Origin of the sequence: Pseudomonas sp. Irchel 3H3, from assembly GCF_900187635.1 — a bacterium.
GTDB lineage: Bacteria > Pseudomonadota > Gammaproteobacteria > Pseudomonadales > Pseudomonadaceae > Aquipseudomonas.
In genome coordinates, this window is sequence record NZ_FYEC01000020.1 from 1 (window position 1) to 18,568 (window position 18,568).

The 18,568-nt window shown below is 62.5% G+C and carries 15 protein-coding genes; 12 read left to right on the forward strand and 3 right to left on the reverse strand.

What is annotated here, in order from left to right; all coding sequences use genetic code 11:
* Positions 1-350: 350 nt before the first annotated feature.
* Complete coding sequence (locus CKW24_RS19780; protein ID WP_095169850.1) at positions 351-1,241, reverse strand: LysR substrate-binding domain-containing protein; 891 nt, start codon at positions 1,239-1,241, stop codon at positions 351-353.
* Between the two features lie 129 nt (positions 1,242-1,370).
* Between CKW24_RS19780 and CKW24_RS19785 the strand changes: the two genes are divergently transcribed.
* Together CKW24_RS19785 and CKW24_RS19790 are read left to right on the forward strand one after the other, a co-directional pair.
* Positions 1,371-2,804, forward strand: coding sequence for an MFS transporter (locus CKW24_RS19785; protein ID WP_095169851.1), 1,434 nt, complete (start codon positions 1,371-1,373; stop codon positions 2,802-2,804).
* Positions 2,801-3,829, forward strand: coding sequence for an LLM class oxidoreductase (locus CKW24_RS19790; RefSeq protein ID WP_095169852.1), 1,029 nt, complete (start codon positions 2,801-2,803; stop codon positions 3,827-3,829). The genes CKW24_RS19785 and CKW24_RS19790 overlap by 4 nt, the downstream gene beginning before the upstream one ends.
* Positions 3,830-3,831: 2 nt before the next feature.
* Here the strand turns inward: CKW24_RS19790 and CKW24_RS19795 are convergent, their stop codons facing one another.
* Entirely contained in the window at positions 3,832-4,386 is a 555-nt protein-coding gene (locus CKW24_RS19795) for a DinB family protein (protein ID WP_095169853.1), read from the reverse strand.
* A 54-nt stretch (positions 4,387-4,440) separates the two neighbouring features.
* Positions 4,441-4,980 carry an adenylate kinase gene (locus tag CKW24_RS19800; RefSeq protein WP_095169933.1) on the reverse strand — a complete coding sequence of 180 codons (540 nt, stop codon included), beginning with the start codon at positions 4,978-4,980 and terminating at the stop codon, positions 4,441-4,443.
* A gap of 125 nt (positions 4,981-5,105) precedes the next feature.
* Between CKW24_RS19800 and CKW24_RS19805 the strand changes: the two genes are divergently transcribed.
* The 10 genes from CKW24_RS19805 (at position 5,106) to CKW24_RS19850 (ending at position 18,502) form a co-directional block, all read left to right on the forward strand.
* The gene (locus tag CKW24_RS19805) at positions 5,106-6,965 is read left to right on the forward strand and encodes an ABC transporter ATP-binding protein (RefSeq protein ID WP_095169934.1); all 1,860 of its coding nucleotides are present in this window, start codon (positions 5,106-5,108) and stop codon (positions 6,963-6,965) included.
* 177 nt (positions 6,966-7,142) lie between these two features.
* Entirely contained in the window at positions 7,143-8,420 is a 1,278-nt protein-coding gene (locus tag CKW24_RS19810; RefSeq protein WP_095169854.1) for a cystathionine gamma-synthase family protein, read from the forward strand.
* A 142-nt stretch (positions 8,421-8,562) separates the two neighbouring features.
* On the forward strand, positions 8,563-9,993 hold the full coding sequence (locus CKW24_RS19815) for an amino acid permease (protein WP_095169855.1): 1,431 nt from the start codon (positions 8,563-8,565) through the stop codon (positions 9,991-9,993).
* Positions 9,994-10,052: 59 nt separating this feature from the next.
* Complete coding sequence (locus CKW24_RS19820; protein ID WP_095169856.1) at positions 10,053-10,943, forward strand: LysR substrate-binding domain-containing protein; 891 nt, start codon at positions 10,053-10,055, stop codon at positions 10,941-10,943.
* Between the two features lie 16 nt (positions 10,944-10,959).
* The gene (gene thrC / locus CKW24_RS19825; RefSeq protein WP_095169857.1) at positions 10,960-12,354 is read left to right on the forward strand and encodes a threonine synthase; all 1,395 of its coding nucleotides are present in this window, start codon (positions 10,960-10,962) and stop codon (positions 12,352-12,354) included.
* The gene (locus CKW24_RS19830; RefSeq protein WP_095169858.1) at positions 12,351-12,788 is read left to right on the forward strand and encodes an Lrp/AsnC family transcriptional regulator; all 438 of its coding nucleotides are present in this window, start codon (positions 12,351-12,353) and stop codon (positions 12,786-12,788) included. Before thrC ends, CKW24_RS19830 begins: the two co-directional genes overlap by 4 nt.
* 772 nt (positions 12,789-13,560) lie before the next feature.
* On the forward strand, positions 13,561-14,604 hold the full coding sequence (locus CKW24_RS19835) for a homoserine dehydrogenase (protein ID WP_095169859.1): 1,044 nt from the start codon (positions 13,561-13,563) through the stop codon (positions 14,602-14,604).
* Between the two features lie 10 nt (positions 14,605-14,614).
* Entirely contained in the window at positions 14,615-16,027 is a 1,413-nt protein-coding gene (locus CKW24_RS19840) for an aldehyde dehydrogenase family protein (protein ID WP_095169860.1), read from the forward strand.
* A 317-nt stretch (positions 16,028-16,344) separates the two neighbouring features.
* A complete protein-coding gene (locus tag CKW24_RS19845; protein WP_095169935.1) occupies positions 16,345-17,547 on the forward strand; it encodes a pyridoxal phosphate-dependent aminotransferase in 1,203 nt (400 codons plus the stop codon).
* Positions 17,548-17,602: 55 nt separating this feature from the next.
* Positions 17,603-18,502, forward strand: coding sequence for a transporter substrate-binding domain-containing protein (locus CKW24_RS19850; RefSeq protein WP_095169861.1), 900 nt, complete (start codon positions 17,603-17,605; stop codon positions 18,500-18,502).
* Positions 18,503-18,568: the final 66 nt, after the last annotated feature.

Sequence of the window (18,568 nt, forward strand, 5' to 3'; positions counted from 1 at the left end):
CGTGAACGGCCAACCGGCCTGACGACAACCCTGGGCTCCCACACGGCTGAAAGGCCGTTTCACTAATCAGGATCGTTGGGCATCGATTCTCATCGAGGCGCGGGGTAGCAGCCCCACTCAGACGCCGGATAGATGAAAGCAAGCCAAACACGACATCAAAAACAGTATTGCAGAAAAGGGGGTAACCATAGATGTGGGAGCGAGCTTGCTCGCGATGGACGTGAACGATAACGCGTAAATGAATAAATACGCGGCGCTTTCAAGTCCATCGAGAGCAAGCCGCAAGCGGGCGCCCGCTCCCACAATGGACGGCGTCGCTTAACTGATCAGCATTAGCCGCAGGGGGGCCTCTAATTCATGCCCTGGGCTTCTTCCATGACCCACGCAACGAATGCCTTGACCTCATCGCGCTGCATCGCCTCCGGTTGCGTCACGACGTAGTAGGCAAAGCGTGCCGGCCAAGGTTTATCCATGACTTGCACGAGGCGGCCGGCGGCGATTTCGTCTCTGGCGTATTCCACGGGCACCAGGGCCAGCCCCTGGCCGGCCTCCGCTGCACGGATCAGCAGAAAGTCATCTTCAAACGCCGTCCCGCGTTCTGCGCGCGGGTCTTTCGCCACGCCGTGTGCGGTCAGCCACAGGGGCCAGTCTGCCCGGTCAGAGTCGTGCAGCAGTGGAAAGTCGAGGCACTCCTGCGGCTCTTCAGGCATGGAGTGGTCGGCCATGAACCGGGGGCTGGCCACCGGCACCAGGACGGGCGCCATCAGGCGGCTGACGTGCAGGTTGGGGTAGACCCCCAAGCCATGTCGCAGGGCCACATCCACATGATCGCGGCGCATGTCGATCACGGCGGAGGTCGCCTCGACCCGCACTTCAATGTGCGGGTGGCGCAGGTTGAAACGCCCCAGGCGCGGCACCAGCCACGACGCGGCGAACGTTGCGACCGTGCTGACCGTCAGGGTCTGGCGAGACTTGATCTGTTCCAGCGACTGCAGCGCTTGCTCCATTTGCTCGAACGCCTGGAGCAGGGAAGGGTGAACGCTGGCTCCCGCTTCGGTCAGGCGCAAGCCGCTTCTCTGGCGAGTGAAAAGCGCCAGGCCGATTCGATCTTCCAGCAGGCGGATCTGTTGGCTGACCGCACCGGAGGTGACGCTCAGCGCTTGAGCGGCAGCCTTGATGCTGCCGCGTTGGCCAACCTCAACGAAGGTGCGCAGGGCGAGCAGGGGCAGTGAGGTGGCCATAAGGTTTAGTTTTCCTAAAGTCAGTGCGCAGAAATGATCGTTTCCGCTGGAGCAGCACGCCAGCGATTATACCGTTCGTTTAGCGCGACTAAGAAGCTTTAGTAAAACTATATCTATCAGGATGCCTGTATGAACAACCCTCGTTGGCGGCTCTGCCTCATATTGCTGTGCACCACCCAATTCGTTGCACTGCTCGACTTCTCCATCACCATGATTCCCTTGCCGCAGATTCAGCAAAGCCTGGGCTTTACCCCCGGCGCCTTGCAGTGGGTGATCAATGCGTACGGCGTGGCCATTGCCGGGTTCCTGCTGCTGGGTGGGCGAGCGGCCGACCTGTTTGGCCGCCGGCGCGTGTTTCTGCTCGGGCTGGTTATCTTTACCCTCGGTTCGTTGCTCGGGGGTTTTTCACAGAGCCCGGCGATGCTGATCTTCACCCGGGCCTTGCAGGGTTTTGGTGCGGCGTTGTTTTCGCCAGCGGCCTTTTCGTTATTGCTGGCCCTGTTTACCGATGAGCAATCGCGTAATCGAGCGCTGGGGGCCTGGACGGCCGTGGCCGCGACAGGATTTGTCGCGGGCTTGATCCTGGGTGGCATCATCACTGACCTCATGGGCTGGCGCTGGGTGCTGTGGATCAACGTGCCCGTTGGCGTGTTGGTGATTGCCCTGGCGGGTAATCTGCCGGTGGGTCAGCGCGAGGGGGCAAGGGCTGCGGGGCGCCTGGACGCCGGCGGTGCCGTGCTGGTCGCGGCGGGTGCTGCAACGCTGGTGTTCGCCTTTGCCAACAGCGAACACGTGGGCCTCGCGTCGCCCATCACCTATGGATTGATCGCTCTGGCCATGGGGTTGCTGGCCTTGTTCGTCTGGGTCGAAAGCAAGGTCAAACAGCCGTTGATGCCGATCCCGATTTTCTGGCGGCGCATGACCGGCGGGGCCAACCTGGTCTCGCTGCTGGCGAACACCGCGCTGGGTCCGACCTTTGTGGTCGTGGCGCTGTACATGCAGGAAATCCTCGGCTTCAGCGCCACCCAGACCGGAATGGGGCTGCTGCCGATGGCGATTGCCTTCACGCTCTCCAGCGCCTGGGTCGGGCCGAGCCTGATCGCCAGGGTCACTACCAAGCCGGTCATCCTCGGCGGCATGACCCTGTTCATCGGCGGCCTGGCGCTGCTGGGTGCCTCACTGGCAGCGGACGCCTCCTGGGCTGCCTCGATTCTTCCCGGCACCTTGTTGGCGGGGATTGGCTACGGGGTCGCGTTTCCCGCCTGGACGGTGGCCGGGATCGAGGGCATTGATGCGGTCGACCACGGCTTGGCCGGCGGCATGCTGACCACCACTCAAGAGGTGGGTTCAGCCGTGGGCCTGGCGATGGGTGTGGCAGTCAGCATCGCCGTGCTGGCCGATGGTGGAAGCGCGGTGCAAGGCTTCAGCTATGCCATTTTGGTCTCCGCCGGCATGGTGGTGATCGGTGTGGTCTGTGCCGCGCTCATCCTGCCCGGCAAGTCTGCGGGTGCATCGCCCTTACCACGCCCGCTCCAGGCGCTTGAACCTGGAGAACGAGCATGAACTGCATCGATCATGGCGTAGGCAAATCCTCTTGGGCGTTCGCCAGCCATCCCGGCTACCGACGCATGTTCGCGTCCGATGAACTGACACTGGGGATTTTCCTGCCCTTGCGCTTCTATCAAGGTGACATGGCGGTGCTGGCGGGGCAGGCGCAGATGGTCAGGGACATTGACCGCCTGGGTTTTGCCGCCGTCTGGGTGAGGGACGTGCCGCTGTTCGATCCGGCGTTCGGTGATGCCGGCCAGGTGTTCGACCCCTTCACGTACTTGGCGTTCCTGGCCGCCCAGACCAAGACCATTGCGTTGGCAACCGGCAGTGCGATTTTTTCGCTGCGCCATCCCATCGACCTGGCCAAGGCCTCGGCGACGATCGACCAGCTGTCGGGCGGCCGCTTGGTCCTGGGCATTGCCTCGGGTGACCGGCCGCTAGAGTTTCCCGCCTACGGTCTGCAGCACGCCGAGCGTGGCGAGCGGTTTGCCCAGGCGGTGGCGTATTTTCGTCAGCTCACCGGTGGGCAAACGCCCGTCGTCGATTCGCCCTTGGGCCGGATCACCGGCGCTGAGTTCTTGCCGCAACCGGTGGCGGGAGTCATACCCTTGATGGTGACCGGTTCGTCCCGCCAGTCACCGGCCTGGATCGCAGAGCAGGCGGATGGCTGGCTGACCTTTCCCGAAGCGACCCATACACCTGAAGGGCCGAAACGCCTGGCGGCAAAGATCCAGGCCTGGCGGGGGTTGATTGCAGACGGCGGGTTCCGGCCCCACATGACCAATGAGTGGCTCGATCTGGTTGACGACCCCAACCATCCCCGCACGCCGATACAGGGGGGATATGTGCTGCGTACCGGGCGTAAAGGCTTGATTGAATTGCTGGGTGAGTGGCGCGCTGCCGGGGTCAACCATGCCGCCTTGGGCATCCAGTTCTCCCAGCGACCGGCCGCAGAAGTCGTCCAGGAACTGGCCGAAGAAGTCCTGCCACTGTTTCCGTCGCATCCGGGGCCTGCGGGCTTCAAGGTGGCATGGTGAGTTCAGCGCGAGCTATCCAGTGCGCCAGGCTCGGACGGAACAAGTATGACCAGGTCCGTATCCCCCATGTCGACACCCGCCTGTGACAGCAAGGTCGTCACTTGTCCGCGGTGATGGGTCTGATGGTTGAAAAAGTGCATGAGCAACGCGTAGAAGTTCTTGTCGGCAGGTACACCCTTCATGCTGCTGTAATGGAGGGTGTGATCCAGGTCCGACTCGGTAATGCAGCCAGACCACTCGACAATTTGCTCATCGAGCCACTCTCGATGTGCCGACAGTTCGCGGATATCCGGGAACAGCAACTGGTCCAGGCTGCTGACGGGAAATTGGCCAATCGCACCCAGTGCCAGGTAGTTCGCTGGGTGCGTGGCGAAGCGTTGCAGCCAGACCGTGTCGCCGGCCACCAGGTGGTTCAAGGTCCGCAGAATCGAACCAAAGAAGGCTTTACGATCCATGCACAACTCTTCGTCTGGCAGGCTCCGGGCGGCCTGATAAATCCTGCTGTTCATCCACTGGTTATAGGTCGCCATCAGGTGGATGTGGCGGGTGCGGGTCATGGTGCTCATCCTTTTACCAGCAGCTAGCGGGGAAGCCGGCTCGGTTACGAGTGACTACGATACTTGCGACAATGCAGCAATCACATCCGCTGCCATCTGTTCAGCACTGTTGGCCCCGTCGATCCGCAGGACTGGTGCCGTTTGTTTGGATAACCACGCCTCGTGCCACGCTCGGTTGCGTCCTGCAAAGTCCGGATTGTCATACTGCGCAGCCCATTCCCGAAAGGCCACGTGTATCTCATGCATGTCGCCACCGGGTGCGATGCTATCGCCAAAGCGCTGCTGTTCCCGGGCGGCCAGCCGTTCAAGGCGAACCGGCGTTGGAGTTGCAACGAACACAATCAGATCGACCTGGCGGATCAGCGCATCTCCCCAACCCAAACAAGAACCGGTCAGCAGCCAATCTTCGTCAGCGAACTCCTGCTGGATCAATGACACGCGCTCGTCGGCAGGTCGCTTGGTGGTAAACGGAGGGTTGGTGGGCATCCAGAAAAAATCATCGACATCGACCTGCCGAACAGCCAGCAGGGTTGCGAGGTTTTGTCCCAATGTGGTCACGCCCGCACACGACGCACCGGTAATGTAGATCCGCAATTGTTCCTCCATGAATACCAGCCGGTTTCGAGGTCGGCACGATACCCCATAACCGCCGCTCGAAAAACCGCCAGGCTTCTCGTGTTTTGTCGAACGGACTAGACTGGATGGTTTTGGAGATCACCATGCTGGGTGCGTTTGAACGAAGGCTCGACCCCTTTCCGCCAGATGAGGTGCCACCGCCACCCGCCGGCCTGGCTCGATTTTTGTGGGCCTGTACGCGGGGTGCTCGTGGTTACATCCTGGCGCTGGCGCTACTGAGTGCCGGTGTGTCGATCTACGAAGCCTGGTTGTTTTACTTCCTCGGGCAGGTCGTGGACCTGCTCTCGACCTGGCAGGCAGGCGGTGCAGCGGCGGCGCAGGAAAGTCGCGTGTTGTGGGGCATGGGCATCGTCATGGTGACCAGTGTCGTCCTGGTCGCGCTGCGCACCATGGTGCAGCACCAGATATTGGCGATCAACTTGCCGTTGCGCCTGCGCTGGGACTTCCATCGCCTGATGCTGCGGCAAAGCCTGTCTTTTTTTTCCGATGAGTTTTCCGGTCGAGTCACGACCAAGGTGATGCAAACTGCGCTAGCGGTGCGCGATGTGCTGTTTACCCTTATCGAGATCGCCCCCGGGATCGGCGTGTACTTGATTGCGATCATCGCCCTGGCCGGCGGCTTCGCCCTGAAGCTGATGCTGCCTTTTATTGCCTGGGTCGTATTGTTCAGCGTGGCCATGCTGTACTTCGTGCCTCGTCTGGGGAAAGTCGGGCAGGAACAGGCCAACGCGCGGTCGATGATGACCGGGCGTATCTCGGACGCCTACACCAACATCACGACGGTGAAACTATTCTCCCACTCCAATCGTGAGGCGCACTTCGCGCGTGCAGCGATGGAGGATTTCAAGCAAACCGGCTTTCGCCAGATGCGCCTGGTCAGCCTGTTCGATATCGTCAACCAGGCACTGGTGGTGGCGTTGATCATGGCGGCAGGGGGTTATGCCCTGTGGTTATGGCATCAGGGCGAGATCGGCGCCGGTGCCGTGGCGGCAATCATTGCCATGGCATTGCGTATCAACGGCATGTCGAACTGGGTCATGTGGCAAATGACCTCGCTGTTCGAAAGCATCGGCACCGTGCAGGATGGCATGGCGACGCTGACCCAGGGCGCCAAGGTGCAGGACGCGCCAGATGCCGGCGTGCTAATGACCAGCGGTGGCGCGGTCACCTTCGATAAGGTCAGCTTCAACTACAGTGGCGAACGCCAGGTGCTCGATGGCTTGAGCCTGAGTATCCGCCCTGGTGAAAAAATCGGCCTGGTGGGTCGCTCTGGTGCTGGCAAGTCCACGCTGATCAACTTGCTGCTGCGTTTCTATGACGTCGACAGCGGGGAGATTCGCATCGACGGCCAGAACATCGCAAACGTGACACAAGACAGCCTGCGTGCCTCCATCGGCATGGTCACGCAGGATACCTCCCTGCTGCATCGTTCCATTCGCGACAACATCGCCTATGGCCGTCCCGATGCGACCGACGCGCAGGTCCGCAGCGCCGCGGCCAATGCCCAGGCTGATGGGTTCATCAACCAACTGAGTGACCGACAAGGCCACACCGGCTACGACACCCTGGTGGGTGAGCGGGGCATCAAGCTGTCCGGCGGCCAGCGCCAACGCGTCGCGATTGCCCGGGTGATGCTCAAGAACGCTCCGATCCTGCTGCTGGACGAGGCCACCAGCGCGCTGGACTCCGAAGTCGAAGTGGCTATTCAGGAAAGCCTCGATGAAATGATGCAAGGCAAGACGGTAATCGCCATCGCCCATCGACTGTCGACGATTGCGGCCATGGACCGGCTCATTGTCATGGATGACGGACGCATCATCGAAGAAGGTACCCACACCGAACTGCTCGACAAGAACGGCGTTTATGCGCGGCTGTGGCAGCATCAAAGCGGCGGCTTCCTGGGGGAGGACAACGGCGTGGTCGAGGCTATGGATCAGGTGTGAGCCTGAAGGGGCGACGCAGGGGGGGAGCCTGACCGTTCAGCCCGTCCCCCAGCCATTAAAAAAACCGCCCCTTTGCCACCGATTCCATCGTTTCTCGGGGGCGGTGTATTTCCCTATATTGGCCGCCATACCCGGTGAGTGGCTGAACGCTCGCCATCCTTAGTGCGAGTAGTCTCTATGAATAAAAAACCTGACAGCGCAGGACTCACCCAGGCCGGCGCGGGGACCCGTGCGGTCTGGGGCGGGGAGCAGGGCGGGCATCCCTACAACGCCACGCAAACGCCGATCGTTGCCAGTGCTGCCTATGCCTACGACGACATCGACGTCTGGTACGACGTGGCGTTGGGCAAGGCCCCCGGCTTCATCTACAGTCGCATGAGCAACCCGACGGTGGAGACCCTCGAAGCGAAGATCCTCCAGCTGGAACAGGCCGAGTCCGCAGTGGCGTTCAGCAGCGGCATGGCGGCCATCAGCAGTGTGCTCTACACCTTCCTGGCCAACGGTGACCGAGTCGTGTCGACCAAGGACAGCTACGGCGGCACCAACAAAATCTTCGAAGAATTCCTGCCGCGCATGGGCGTTCAAGTGACCTTGTGCGAAACCTTCGATCACGCCGAGATCGAAGCGCAAATCGCCAAGGGCTGTCGTGTGCTGTACCTGGAAACGCCGACCAACCCGACCCTGAAAATTCTCGACATCCAGCGCCTGGTCGCCGCGGCCAAGCGTGTCGGTGCGCTGGTGGTGGCCGACAATACCTTCGCCACCCCCCTGAACCAGAACCCCCTGGCGCTGGGCGTGGATGTGGTGATCCACAGCGCGACCAAGTTTCTCAGCGGCCATGGCGACGTGCTTGGCGGCCTGGTGTGCGGCAGCGAAACCCTGATGGCGCAGGTCCGGCATTACCGGGAAATCAACGGTGCGTCCCTCGACCCATTCTCGGCCTACCTGATCATCCGTGGCATCAAGACCCTGGTGCTGCGCATGCGCCAACAGCAGCACAGCGCCCGCGTCCTGGCGGACTACCTGTGCAGCGAAGCGCTGGTGGAGTCGGTCAACTACCCCGGCTTACCCAGCCACCCGAACCACAGTGTCGCTGCTGCGCAGATGCGCGGTTTTGGCGCCATCGTCAGCTTCGTGCTGGTGGGGGGCATGGACACGGTCAAGGTGCTGCTGCCACGCCTGCGGTATGCCCATTGCGCGGGCAACCTGGGGGCGGTGGAAACCATCTACGGCCCGGCCCGCACCACCAGCCACGTCGAGAACACCCTGGAGGAGCGTCTCGCCCTGGGGATTTCCGAAGGATTGGTGCGGGTCTCGGTCGGCATCGAAGACACCGATGACCTGCTGGCGGATCTGCAGCAGGCGTTTGCCCATGTCCGGCGCACTCGGGAGGAGCAAAGCGCGTCGATGGCGCGTGTTACCTGCAATCCGCCGAGCGTCGAGGTCGCAGGCTGACGAGGAGGGATCACCAGCCCCACGGCGAGACCGTCCGTGGGGACTTCATGAAGAGCCATAACAATAAAACCTGGGTGCGCCTCTGCCGGGCAACCGAGCGCAGGCGCCAGTGCGTGCCCTAACCCCTTTCATGAGAACAACCATGTCCATAAAAGAACAACAACTCGACCCGCGTTCCGGTTTCAAACAGGAAATGCAGACCCGCCACATCGTCATGCTGGCATTGGGCGGCGTGATTGGCACCGGACTGTTCCTCACCTCTGGCTACACCGTCAACCAGGCCGGCCCGCTGGGCGCGGTGATTGCGTACATCATTGGCGCGCTGATGGTCTACATGGTCATGATGTGCCTCGGCGAACTGGCGGTGCAGATGCCGGAAACCGGCTCCTTCAGCACCTACGCCACGCGCTTTCTCGGCCCGGGCACCGGCTACACGGTGGCCTGGCTCTACTGGCTGACCTGGACGGTGGCCATCGGTTCGGAGTTCACCGCCGCCGGCATCCTCATGACGCGCTGGTTCCCGGACACTGCGGTGTGGATCTGGAGCGCCCTGTTTGCCGGGGTGGTGTTCCTGACCAACGTGATTTCCGTGCGCTTGTTTGCCGAGACCGAATTCTGGTTGTCGCTGATCAAGGTGATAACGGTGGTGGTGTTCCTGGTGATTGGCGGCGGGGCGATTCTCGGCCTGTTGAACATCGACCAGGTGCACAGCATCGGCCTGGGCAACTTCACCCGTGAAGGCTTGTTCCCCACCGGCTTCATGCCGATTGCCATGACCTTGCTGGCGGTGGCCTTTGCCTTCTCCGGCACCGAGTTGATCGGCATCGCCGCCGGTGAAACCAAGGACCCGCAACGCAATGTACCGCGGGCCATCCGCACCACCGTGCTGCGCCTGGCGATCTTTTTTGTCGGCACCATCTTTGTCCTCGCGACTCTGTTGCCCCGTGAGCAGGCCGGGCTGGTGGAGAGCCCGTTTGTCACGGTGTTCACCTACATCGGCATTCCGTACTCCGCCGACATCATGAACTTCGTGATCATCACGGCCTTGCTGTCGGCAGCCAACTCCGGGTTGTACGCCGCCTCGCGAATGCTCTGGACCCTCAGCGACCAGGGACACCTGCCCAAGCAATTCTCAGCCCTGACCCGCATGGGCACGCCGCTCAACGCGATCATCGTGAGCATGGCCGGGGGCGCCGCCTCCCTGCTCAGCAGTGTGTTTGCCGCCGACACCATCTACCTGGCACTGGTATCGATCTCCGGGCTGGCCGTGGTGGTGGTCTGGATGAGCATCGCTGCGAGCCAGATCGCCTTTCGTCGACACTACGTGGCCAACGGCGGCGATATCCACGACCTCAAGTTCCGGGTCCGCGGTTATCCGTGGGTGCCTTTGGGGGCGTTGGTCTGCTGCAGCCTGGCCTGCATCGGGATCGCCTTCGACCCTGAGCAGCGCGTGGCCCTGTACTTCGGCTTGCCCTTCATCGCCTGGTGCTACTTCGTGTATTACATTACCCGCAAAAGCCGTGAGCGCCGCTTGGCGCTTGCCCCCTTGGCACAACCGTCCGATGCGTTCTAGTAACCGTCGGCGGGCTGGGCAGGTTCGCTCGGTGCGGGGGTGTCACAGAGGTCCAGGCCATGAAGCAAAAAACCTTACCCCCGTTGAACTGGTTGCGGGCCTTCGAGGTGTCCGCCCGCTGCCTGAACTTCACCCACGCCGCCGACGAGTTGTTCCTCACTCAGGGCGCCGTCAGCCAGCAGATCCGCCAGCTCGAAAGCCACCTCGGGGTGGCGCTGTTCAAGCGCTTGCCTCGTGGCCTGGGGTTGACCGAGGAAGGGCAGGCCTACCTGCCCGTGGTGCAGGACGCGATCACCCGGCTGGCCGTGGGTACCAACGAAATTTTCGGCCAGCACAAGCGCCGGCCGATCAAGGTGCGCGGCAGCCTGTCGTTTTTCGTGCACTGGCTGGCGCCCAGGCTGGTGGGGTTCCGCCAGGCCCATCCGCATGTCGACATCCGCTACATCAGCAATATCTGGGTCAAGGAACTGGACGGCGAGGACGACATGGAGATTCGCTGGGGTCACGGCCATTGGCCCGGCCTGGTGGCGCAGCGCCTGACCTGGGACAGCCTGTTCCCGGTCTGCTCGCCAGCGCTGATGGCGCGCTCGCCGCTCAAGGTCCCGGCCGACGTGGCCCAGCATCCGCTGCTGCACGTGCTGGGCTACGAAGAAGGGTGGGGCTACTGGTTGAAGATGGTTGGCGCCGACAGCGTCGATTCCTCGACCGGCATGCAGTTCGACACCCTGATCTCGACCTTGCGCATGGCCGAGCTGGGGCAGGGCATTGCCCTGGCCCGCTCCTCGATGGTGCTCGAGATGCTCGAGGACGGGCGCCTGGTGGAACCCTTCGCCCAGCGCATCGAAGCCAGCGAGTCGTTCTACCTGGTGCGCGGTGCCGGCACCGACGAACACCCCGACGCGATCATGTTTGCCACCTGGCTGGTGGAGCAGGCACATCGTCACAAATGAATGGCCGGAGCCAACCATGCGTTATGTCAGTACCCGCAGTTCGGCCGTAGAGGCTGACTTCGAAAAAGTCGTGTTATCCGGACTGGCCGACGATGGGGGGCTGTTTGTCCCCGTCGACCTTCCGCACTTCAGCCCGCAGGACATCGCCAACTGGTCGACCCTGGCCTATGACGAACTGGCCTGGCGGGTGTTGCAGCCGTTTATCGGTGAGGCGATTGCCGAAGCGGATTTACGCCCATTGCTCAAGGCTGCCTGCCGCGGTTTCAGTCATCGTGCGATAGCGCCCCTGCACCAGGTCGACCGCAACGAGTGGGTGCTGGAGCTGTTCCACGGGCCCACGGGTTCCTCCAAGGACTTTGCCGCGCAACTGCAGGCGCAGCTGGTGCAGCACTTCTTGCGCAAACGCCAGCGCCGGGCGGTGGTGCTGGGGGCCACCAATGGCGACACCGGGCTGGCGGCCATCGAGGCATTCAAGCATTGCGCGCAAGCCGAAGTGGTGCTGCTTTACCCGCAGACTGGCGTGGCGCCGCAGCAGTGGCAGCAGTTGCAGGCGGTGAACTGGCCCAGGGTCCACAGGTTCGCGGTCAACGGCAGCTTCGATCAGTGCCAGACCCTGGTCAGTCAGCTATTCCAGCAGTGGCCGTGCGCCGACTTGCAGGCGGTCAGCTTCAACTCCAGCAACTGGGTCAGTGTGCTGGCGCAACTGGTGTTCTATTTCCACGGGGTGTTGCAACTGGGTGGCGGTCAGCGGCCCATCGGCGTCAGCGTGCCGGCGGCGAGCTTTGCCCAGGTGTATGCCGGGTACATCGCACAGAAGATGGGGCTGCCGATTACCCAGATCATTGTCGCGACCAACCAGAATGACGCGCTGCACCAGCTGTTCCTGAAGAATTACTACTGCCGGTCGCACGCCAACCAGACCCTGTCGCCGGCCATGGACCTGTCGATTTTCTCCAACCTCGAACGTTTGCTCTGGGCGCTGTATGGGCAAGATGGCCAGGCGGTGAGTGCGCTGATGGCCGGGTTCGAGGCCACTGGCGAGATGCGCATGGCCAACGAATGCTGGTTACAGGCGCGGATGATCATTGACTCCTACGCGGTCAGCGATGCCGAGACGGTGCAGGAAATCAGCGCGCTGTACCGCGACACCGGCTACGTCATCGATCCCCACACGGCGACCGGGGTGCTCGCGGCCCGGCTCTATCGCCGCAGCCTGGTGGCGCCGATGGTGACCCTGGGCGAGATCGCTCCCGGCAAGTCGGCGCAGTTGCTCGCCGAGCTGGGGATCGTCCTGCCCATGATGCCTGCCCCGGTGGTGGAACAGGGCGGCGGCGGGGCGTCTCGGATCGAGGCGGATGATCTGCAAACACTTCGCCAGCGCCTGGGCGCGCTGCCTTGGGAGGCCCGGTGAAACGTATTCTCGATCCCCTCGATGAGCGCATCATCGCCGAACTGCGGCTCAATGCCCGGGCCGCCCATGCGGAGCTGGCGGCCAAGGTCAACCTGTCGCGCAATGCCGTGCGCCAGCGCATCGAACGACTCGAGCGCGATGGTGCGATCCAGGGGTATACGGTGCGCACGGGGGAGGGGCATTCCGGCGCTTCGCACATCAATGCGGTGATCTTTGTCTACCGCTACGATCGCATGCGCGGGGCCGAAGTGCTGCAGGCGCTGCGAGCGATCCCGGAAGTCATCCAGTGCGATGTGATGAGCGGTGAGTTCGACCTGATGCTCCGCGTCGGCGCCGCCAGTCCTGAGCGGGTGCACAAGGTCTGGAAGCAGATTTCGGCACTGCCTGGGGTGGAAAACACCGTGACCTCGTTTGTGTTGTCGTCGGTGGTCTAGGGCGAGTCGGGGGGTATGCAAACTCTGCGAACCCCTGGAGTCATTGTGGGAGCGGGCCGGGCGGCGCTCCGCTTGCCCGCGATGAGGCCGGCCTCCAACCTCGATACTGCCTGACCCACCGCCATCGCGGGCAAGCCCGCTCCCACAGGTTTGATGTGGTGTATACAGAATCTGTGAACAGCCAAAACCACTGTGGGAGCGGGCTTGCCCGCGATGAGGCCGGCCCATCCAACCGCGATACTGCCTGACCCACCGCCATCGCGGGCAAGCCCGCTCCCACAGGTTTGATGTGGTGCATACAGAATCTGTGAACAGCCAAAATCATTGTGGGAGCGGGCGCCCGCTTGCGGCTTGCCCGCGATGAGACCGGCCCATCCAACCTCGATACTGCCTGACCCACCGCCATCGCGGGCAAGCCCGCTCCCACAGGTTTGATGTGGTGCATACAGAATCTGTGAACAGCCAAAATCATTGTGGGAGCGGGCGCCCGCTTGCGGCTTGCCCGCGATGAGGCCGCCCCATCCAACCTCGATACTGCCTGACCCACCGCCATCGCGGGCAAGCCCGCTCCCACACAAATTTTGTGGCTGTACACAAAATCTGCGAACACCCAAAACCACACTCTGGGAGCCCCCCGCAACGGGGTGTGAAATTGCGCAAACCCTGGGCAAAACGCTCAGGAAATAGAGCAAATTGGCCTATTTCACTGCCCAGGCCCGCCGCCTAATCTAGTGCCCAACAACCCATCTTCCGGATCAAGGGCAATAACAAAATGACTGAATACAAACTGGCGCTGGTCGGCTTCGGTGGTGTCAATCGGGCGTTGGCCCAACTGATTGCCGAGCGTAATGAGGGCTGGAAAACCGAGCTGGGTTTCAGCCTCAAGATTGTCGGGGTGACTGACTTGTTCCTGGGTTCGCTGATTGGCCGTGAAGGCCTGGACGCTGGAGTGCTGGCCCGGTTGCCGGCGGCCAAGGGGGCTTTGGCCCAGATGCCTGGTGGCACGGTCGAGGCCTTGAATGAGGCGGTGATCAAGGATTCGGGGGCAGACATCATTGCCGAGGCGACCTTCACCAATCCAGTGGATGGCGAGCCTGCTACCTCGTTCTGCCGTTGGGCCCTGGAGGCCGGCAAGCATGTGGTGACCACCAACAAGGGGCCGATTGCCCTGCACGGTGCCGAGCTCAAGGCCCTGGCCCTGCGCAACAAGGTGGCGTTTGAATACGAAGGTTCGGTGATGAGCGGCACACCGGTGATCCGCCTGGCCAAACAGACCCTGGCCGGCAGTGCAATCAACGGCTTCGAGGGCATTCTCAACGGTACTTCCAACTTCGTCCTGACCTGTATGGAAGGCGGCCTGGGGTTTGCCGAGGCGGTGCGCCAGGCGCAGGAGCTGGGTTACGCCGAAGCCGATCCGAGCGCCGATGTCGAAGGTTACGACGTGCGCCTCAAGGTGGTGATCCTGGCCAATGAACTGCTGGACGCCAAGCTGCAGGTCAGCGATGTCAGTTGCCAGGGCATCAGCGCCCTGACCCTGGACGACATCGCCAAGGCTCGCCAGGAGGGTGCGCGCTGGAAGCTGATTGGCGCCGCCACGCGTCAGGCCGACGGCTCGGTCAGTGCGCGGGTCGAACCGCGCTTGTTGCGCAACGACCACCCATTGGCCGCGATCAGCGGCGCCACTAACGCCGTGTCGTTCACCAGCCCATTGCTCGGTGCAGTGACGGTCTCGGGGCCGGGCGCCGGGCGCATGGAAACTGCGTACGCGTTGTTGTCGGACATCATCAGCCTGCACCAATCCGTGGTCACCCACTAGGAGAAAGCCTGTGAACCTATCGCGTCTGGCCCTGGCGGTTGTTGAACCGCACATCGATGTGTTGAACCCATTTGACGGCAGCGTCGTCGGCACGGTTGTCAAGGTGGATGCGGCCCAGGTCCCGCAGCTGCTGGAGCAGGGCCGGCATGGCGCGCGCCTCTGCGCCGCGCTGCCGCGCCATCGTCGCGCACGGATTCTCGAGCAGGCCGCGCTGGCCATCGAGCGCGACGCCCAGGGCTTTGCCCGGCTGATTGTCGAGGAAGCCGGCAAGACCCTGGTGCAGGCGCAAAAAGAGGTCAAGCGCTGCGTCAATACCCTCAAGTTGTCGGCCGAGGAGGCCAAGCGCAACGCTGGCGAAGTGGTGCCGTTCGACGCCTATGAAGGCTCCGAGTCACGCCAGGGCTGGTTCACCCGTGAGCCGTTGGGCCTGATCGTCGCGATCACCCCGTACAACGATCCACTGAACCTGGTGGCGCACAAGCTCGGCCCGGCGATTGCGGGGGGCAATGCGGTGATCCTCAAGCCCTCGGAGTTGGCGCCCTTGTCGGCCCTGCGCCTGGTGGATTACCTGGTGCAAGCCGGGCTGCCGGAGGCGGTCGTCACGGTCGCTACCGGCGGGGCCGAGTTGGGCCGCGCGCTGGTGGCCGCCCGCGAGGTGCGGATGATTTCCTTCACCGGCGGCTTCGTCACCGGCGAAAAGATTGCCCGCACCGCCGGCCTGAAGAAGCTGGCCATGGATCTGGGCGGCAATGCGCCGGTGATCGTGATGGGCGACTGCGACTTGCCGGCGGCGATCGACAGTTGTGTGTCCGGGGCGTTCTGGGCGGCCGGGCAGAACTGCATCGGCACCCAGCGCCTGTTGGTCCAGGCGTCGGTCTATGAGGCCTTTCGCGAAGGCTTCGTGCGCCAGGCCGAGGCGCTGGTCGCCGGTGATCCTACCTTGGCGAGCACTGATATCGGGCCGATGATCACCCCGCAGGCTGCACAGAATGCCGAGCAGGTGGTCAACGAAGCCTTGCGCGAGGGCGCCACGCTGCTCTGCGGTCATCGCCGCCAAGGTTCCTGCTACGCGGCAACGGTGCTGGAGAATGTCGATCACGCCAGCCGGTTGTGGCGCGATGAAGTGTTTGCCCCGGTGGTGGTCCTGCAACCCTTCGACAGTTTCGATGAGGCCATCGCGCTGGCCAACGAGCCGGAGTACAGCCTGCACGCAGGGATCTTCACCGGTAACCTGGCCACGGCCATGAGCGCTGCTCGGCGGATCGAGGCGGGGGGGGTGATGATCAACGACTCCTCGGACTACCGCTTCGATGCGATGCCGTTCGGCGGCTCCAAGTACGGCAGCCTGGGACGCGAAGGGGTGCGCTTTGCCTATGAGGAAATGACCCAGCCCAAGGTGGTGTGCCTCAATACGCCCGCCTAGGTGCTGGAAGGCATCAGTTACCGGAAGAGGCCTATAAGTCATCGTACCTCTTTCAGAGCTAAGCAACCCAGGCAGCGATTTTTTTCTGCTTGAACCTAGCGCTGCCATCACCCTCATCTAGACCCATCAGGCCCGTCATCCCACGATAACCACTAGTTATCGTGGGATGACGGGCTTTTTTGCGTGGAAAAAAAACACTGGCACTTGGCGATTGCGAAATCAGAAAAACGCATGTCATACTACGTCGTACAACAACAGCGAGGCGCTTGACGATCCTCCATGATCTTCAGCGGACCTCCATGGAAGGCGGGCATTTCATGAGTTTTGAAAGTCAACGCGTCAAGCAGATCTCTTCTTCTCCGAGCATGATTATCTCCATGCGTGCCAAGGAGCTGGCCAGCCAGGGTCGCGACATTGTCGACATGAGCCTGGGTGAACCGGATTTCGATACCCCGGCCCACATCATCGACGCGGCCTGCCAGGCCATGCGTGACGGCCATACCCGCTACACCGCGCCCCAGGGCACCCTGGCCTTGCGCCAGGCGATCGTCAGCAAGTTCCAGCGCGAGAATGGCCTGGACTACAGCGTCGACGAGATCACCGTGGGCAACGGCGCCAAGCAGGTGATCTTCAACACCTTCATGGCCACCCTGGAAGCCGGTGACGAGGTGATCATCCCCGCGCCGTACTGGGTCTCCTATTCCGATATCGTCACCTTGAATGGCGGCAGCCCGCAGGTGATTGCCTGTGGCATCGAGGTCGGCTTCAAGCTGACCGCCGAGGCGCTGCAGGCCGCGCTGACCGAGAAGAGCCGCTGGCTGGTCCTCAACTCGCCGTCCAATCCCAGCGGCGCGATCTACTCCCTCGCCGAGCTGCAAGCGCTGGGCAAGGTGCTCGAAGACTTTCCCAATGTGCTGGTGATGTCCGACGAAATCTACGAGCACGTGCTGCTCGCCGACCAACCGTTCGTGTCCTTCGCCAATGCCTGCCCGCAGCTGCGTGAGCGCACCTTGCTGATCAATGGCGTGGCCAAGGCCTATGCCATGACAGGCTGGCGCATCGGTTACGCCGCCGGCCCCAAGGCGCTGATCGCCGCGATCAGCAAGATCCAGTCGCAAAGCACCTCAGGCGCCAGCGCGATTTCCCAGGAGGCATCGCGCGCCGCGCTGCAAGGCCCGCAGGATTTCGTCAAGCACAGCGCCACCGAGTACGCCGCGCGCGGTCGTCTGTTGGTGGACGGTCTGCGCCAGTGCGCCGGCTTGCGCCTGAGCGCACCGGCAGGGGCCTTTTATGCCTTCCCCGAGTGCAGCCAACTGCTCGGTCGGGTCAGCCCGGACGGGCAGGTGATCAGCGATGACGTCGAGTTGTCGGCCTATCTGCTCAACCATGCCGGTGTCGCCGTCGTGCCGGGGTTGGCGTTCGGGTTGCCGGGGTACTTCCGGCTGTCGTTCGCCACCTCCCGGGAAAACCTACAAAAAGCTGTCGTTCGTATCCGCGAAGCGCTGGATGCCTTGCGCTGAAGTTCTTCGCCCTTTCGCTGTGCCAAAGCTGCCATAACAATAGTCGGAGATCCCCATGCTCGATAAAAAGAAACAGCTGCTTGCCCTAGTCGTCGCTGCTTGTCTGGGCACCAGCGTTGCACAGGCTGACGACCTCACAGGAACCCTGAAGAAAATCAAGGAATCGGGCACCGTCACCCTCGGCTACCGCGACGCCTCGTTGCCGTTTTCCTACCTCAACGATGCCCAGCAACCGATCGGCTACAGCATCGAGCTGTGCCAGAAAATCGTCGACCAGATCAAGGTCAAGGTGGGCGAGCCGGGCCTCAAGACCGAGTACGTCTCGGTTGTCGCGGCGACCCGTACGCCACTGTTGATCAATGGCACCATCGACCTGGAATGTGGGGTGACCACCAACACCGTCGAGCGCCAGAAACAGATCGGCTTCCTGCTCACCAGCTATGTGGCCAGCGCCAAGTACGCGGTGAAGAAGACCGCCGGCATCAACAGCGTCGCCGACCTCAAGGGCAAGGCGGTGGTGGTGATTACCGGGGGCAGCGGCGAGTGGATCACCAAGAACCTGGACCGGGAAAAACAGCTGGGCCTGAAAATCCTCAATGCCAAGGACGGTGGCGAAGCCTTCCTGATGCTGGAAACCGGGCGCGCCGTGGCCTACATCAACGACGACGTGCAGTTGATGGCAACCATCGCCCAAAGCCGCAGCCCGGATGCCTACACCTTGCTGCCCGAGCCGATGTCCGCCGAACCCTATGCCATCGGCATCCGCAAGAACGACCCGCAGTTCAAGTCCTTTGCCGATGACGTGTTGCGCAACCTCTACAGTACTGGCGTGATCGATACCCAGTACCCGAAATGGTTCGAGCAGCCGATCCCGCCGAAGAATGCCGTGATCAACCTGCCGATGAGCGAAGCGCTGAAACAAGCCATCGCGCACCCGAACGACACCGGCGTCTGATGCCGGTTTGCCAATGAGCTGAGGCGCTTTTCAAGGCGCGGGCGCTGGCTTGCCAGCTCCTGCGCA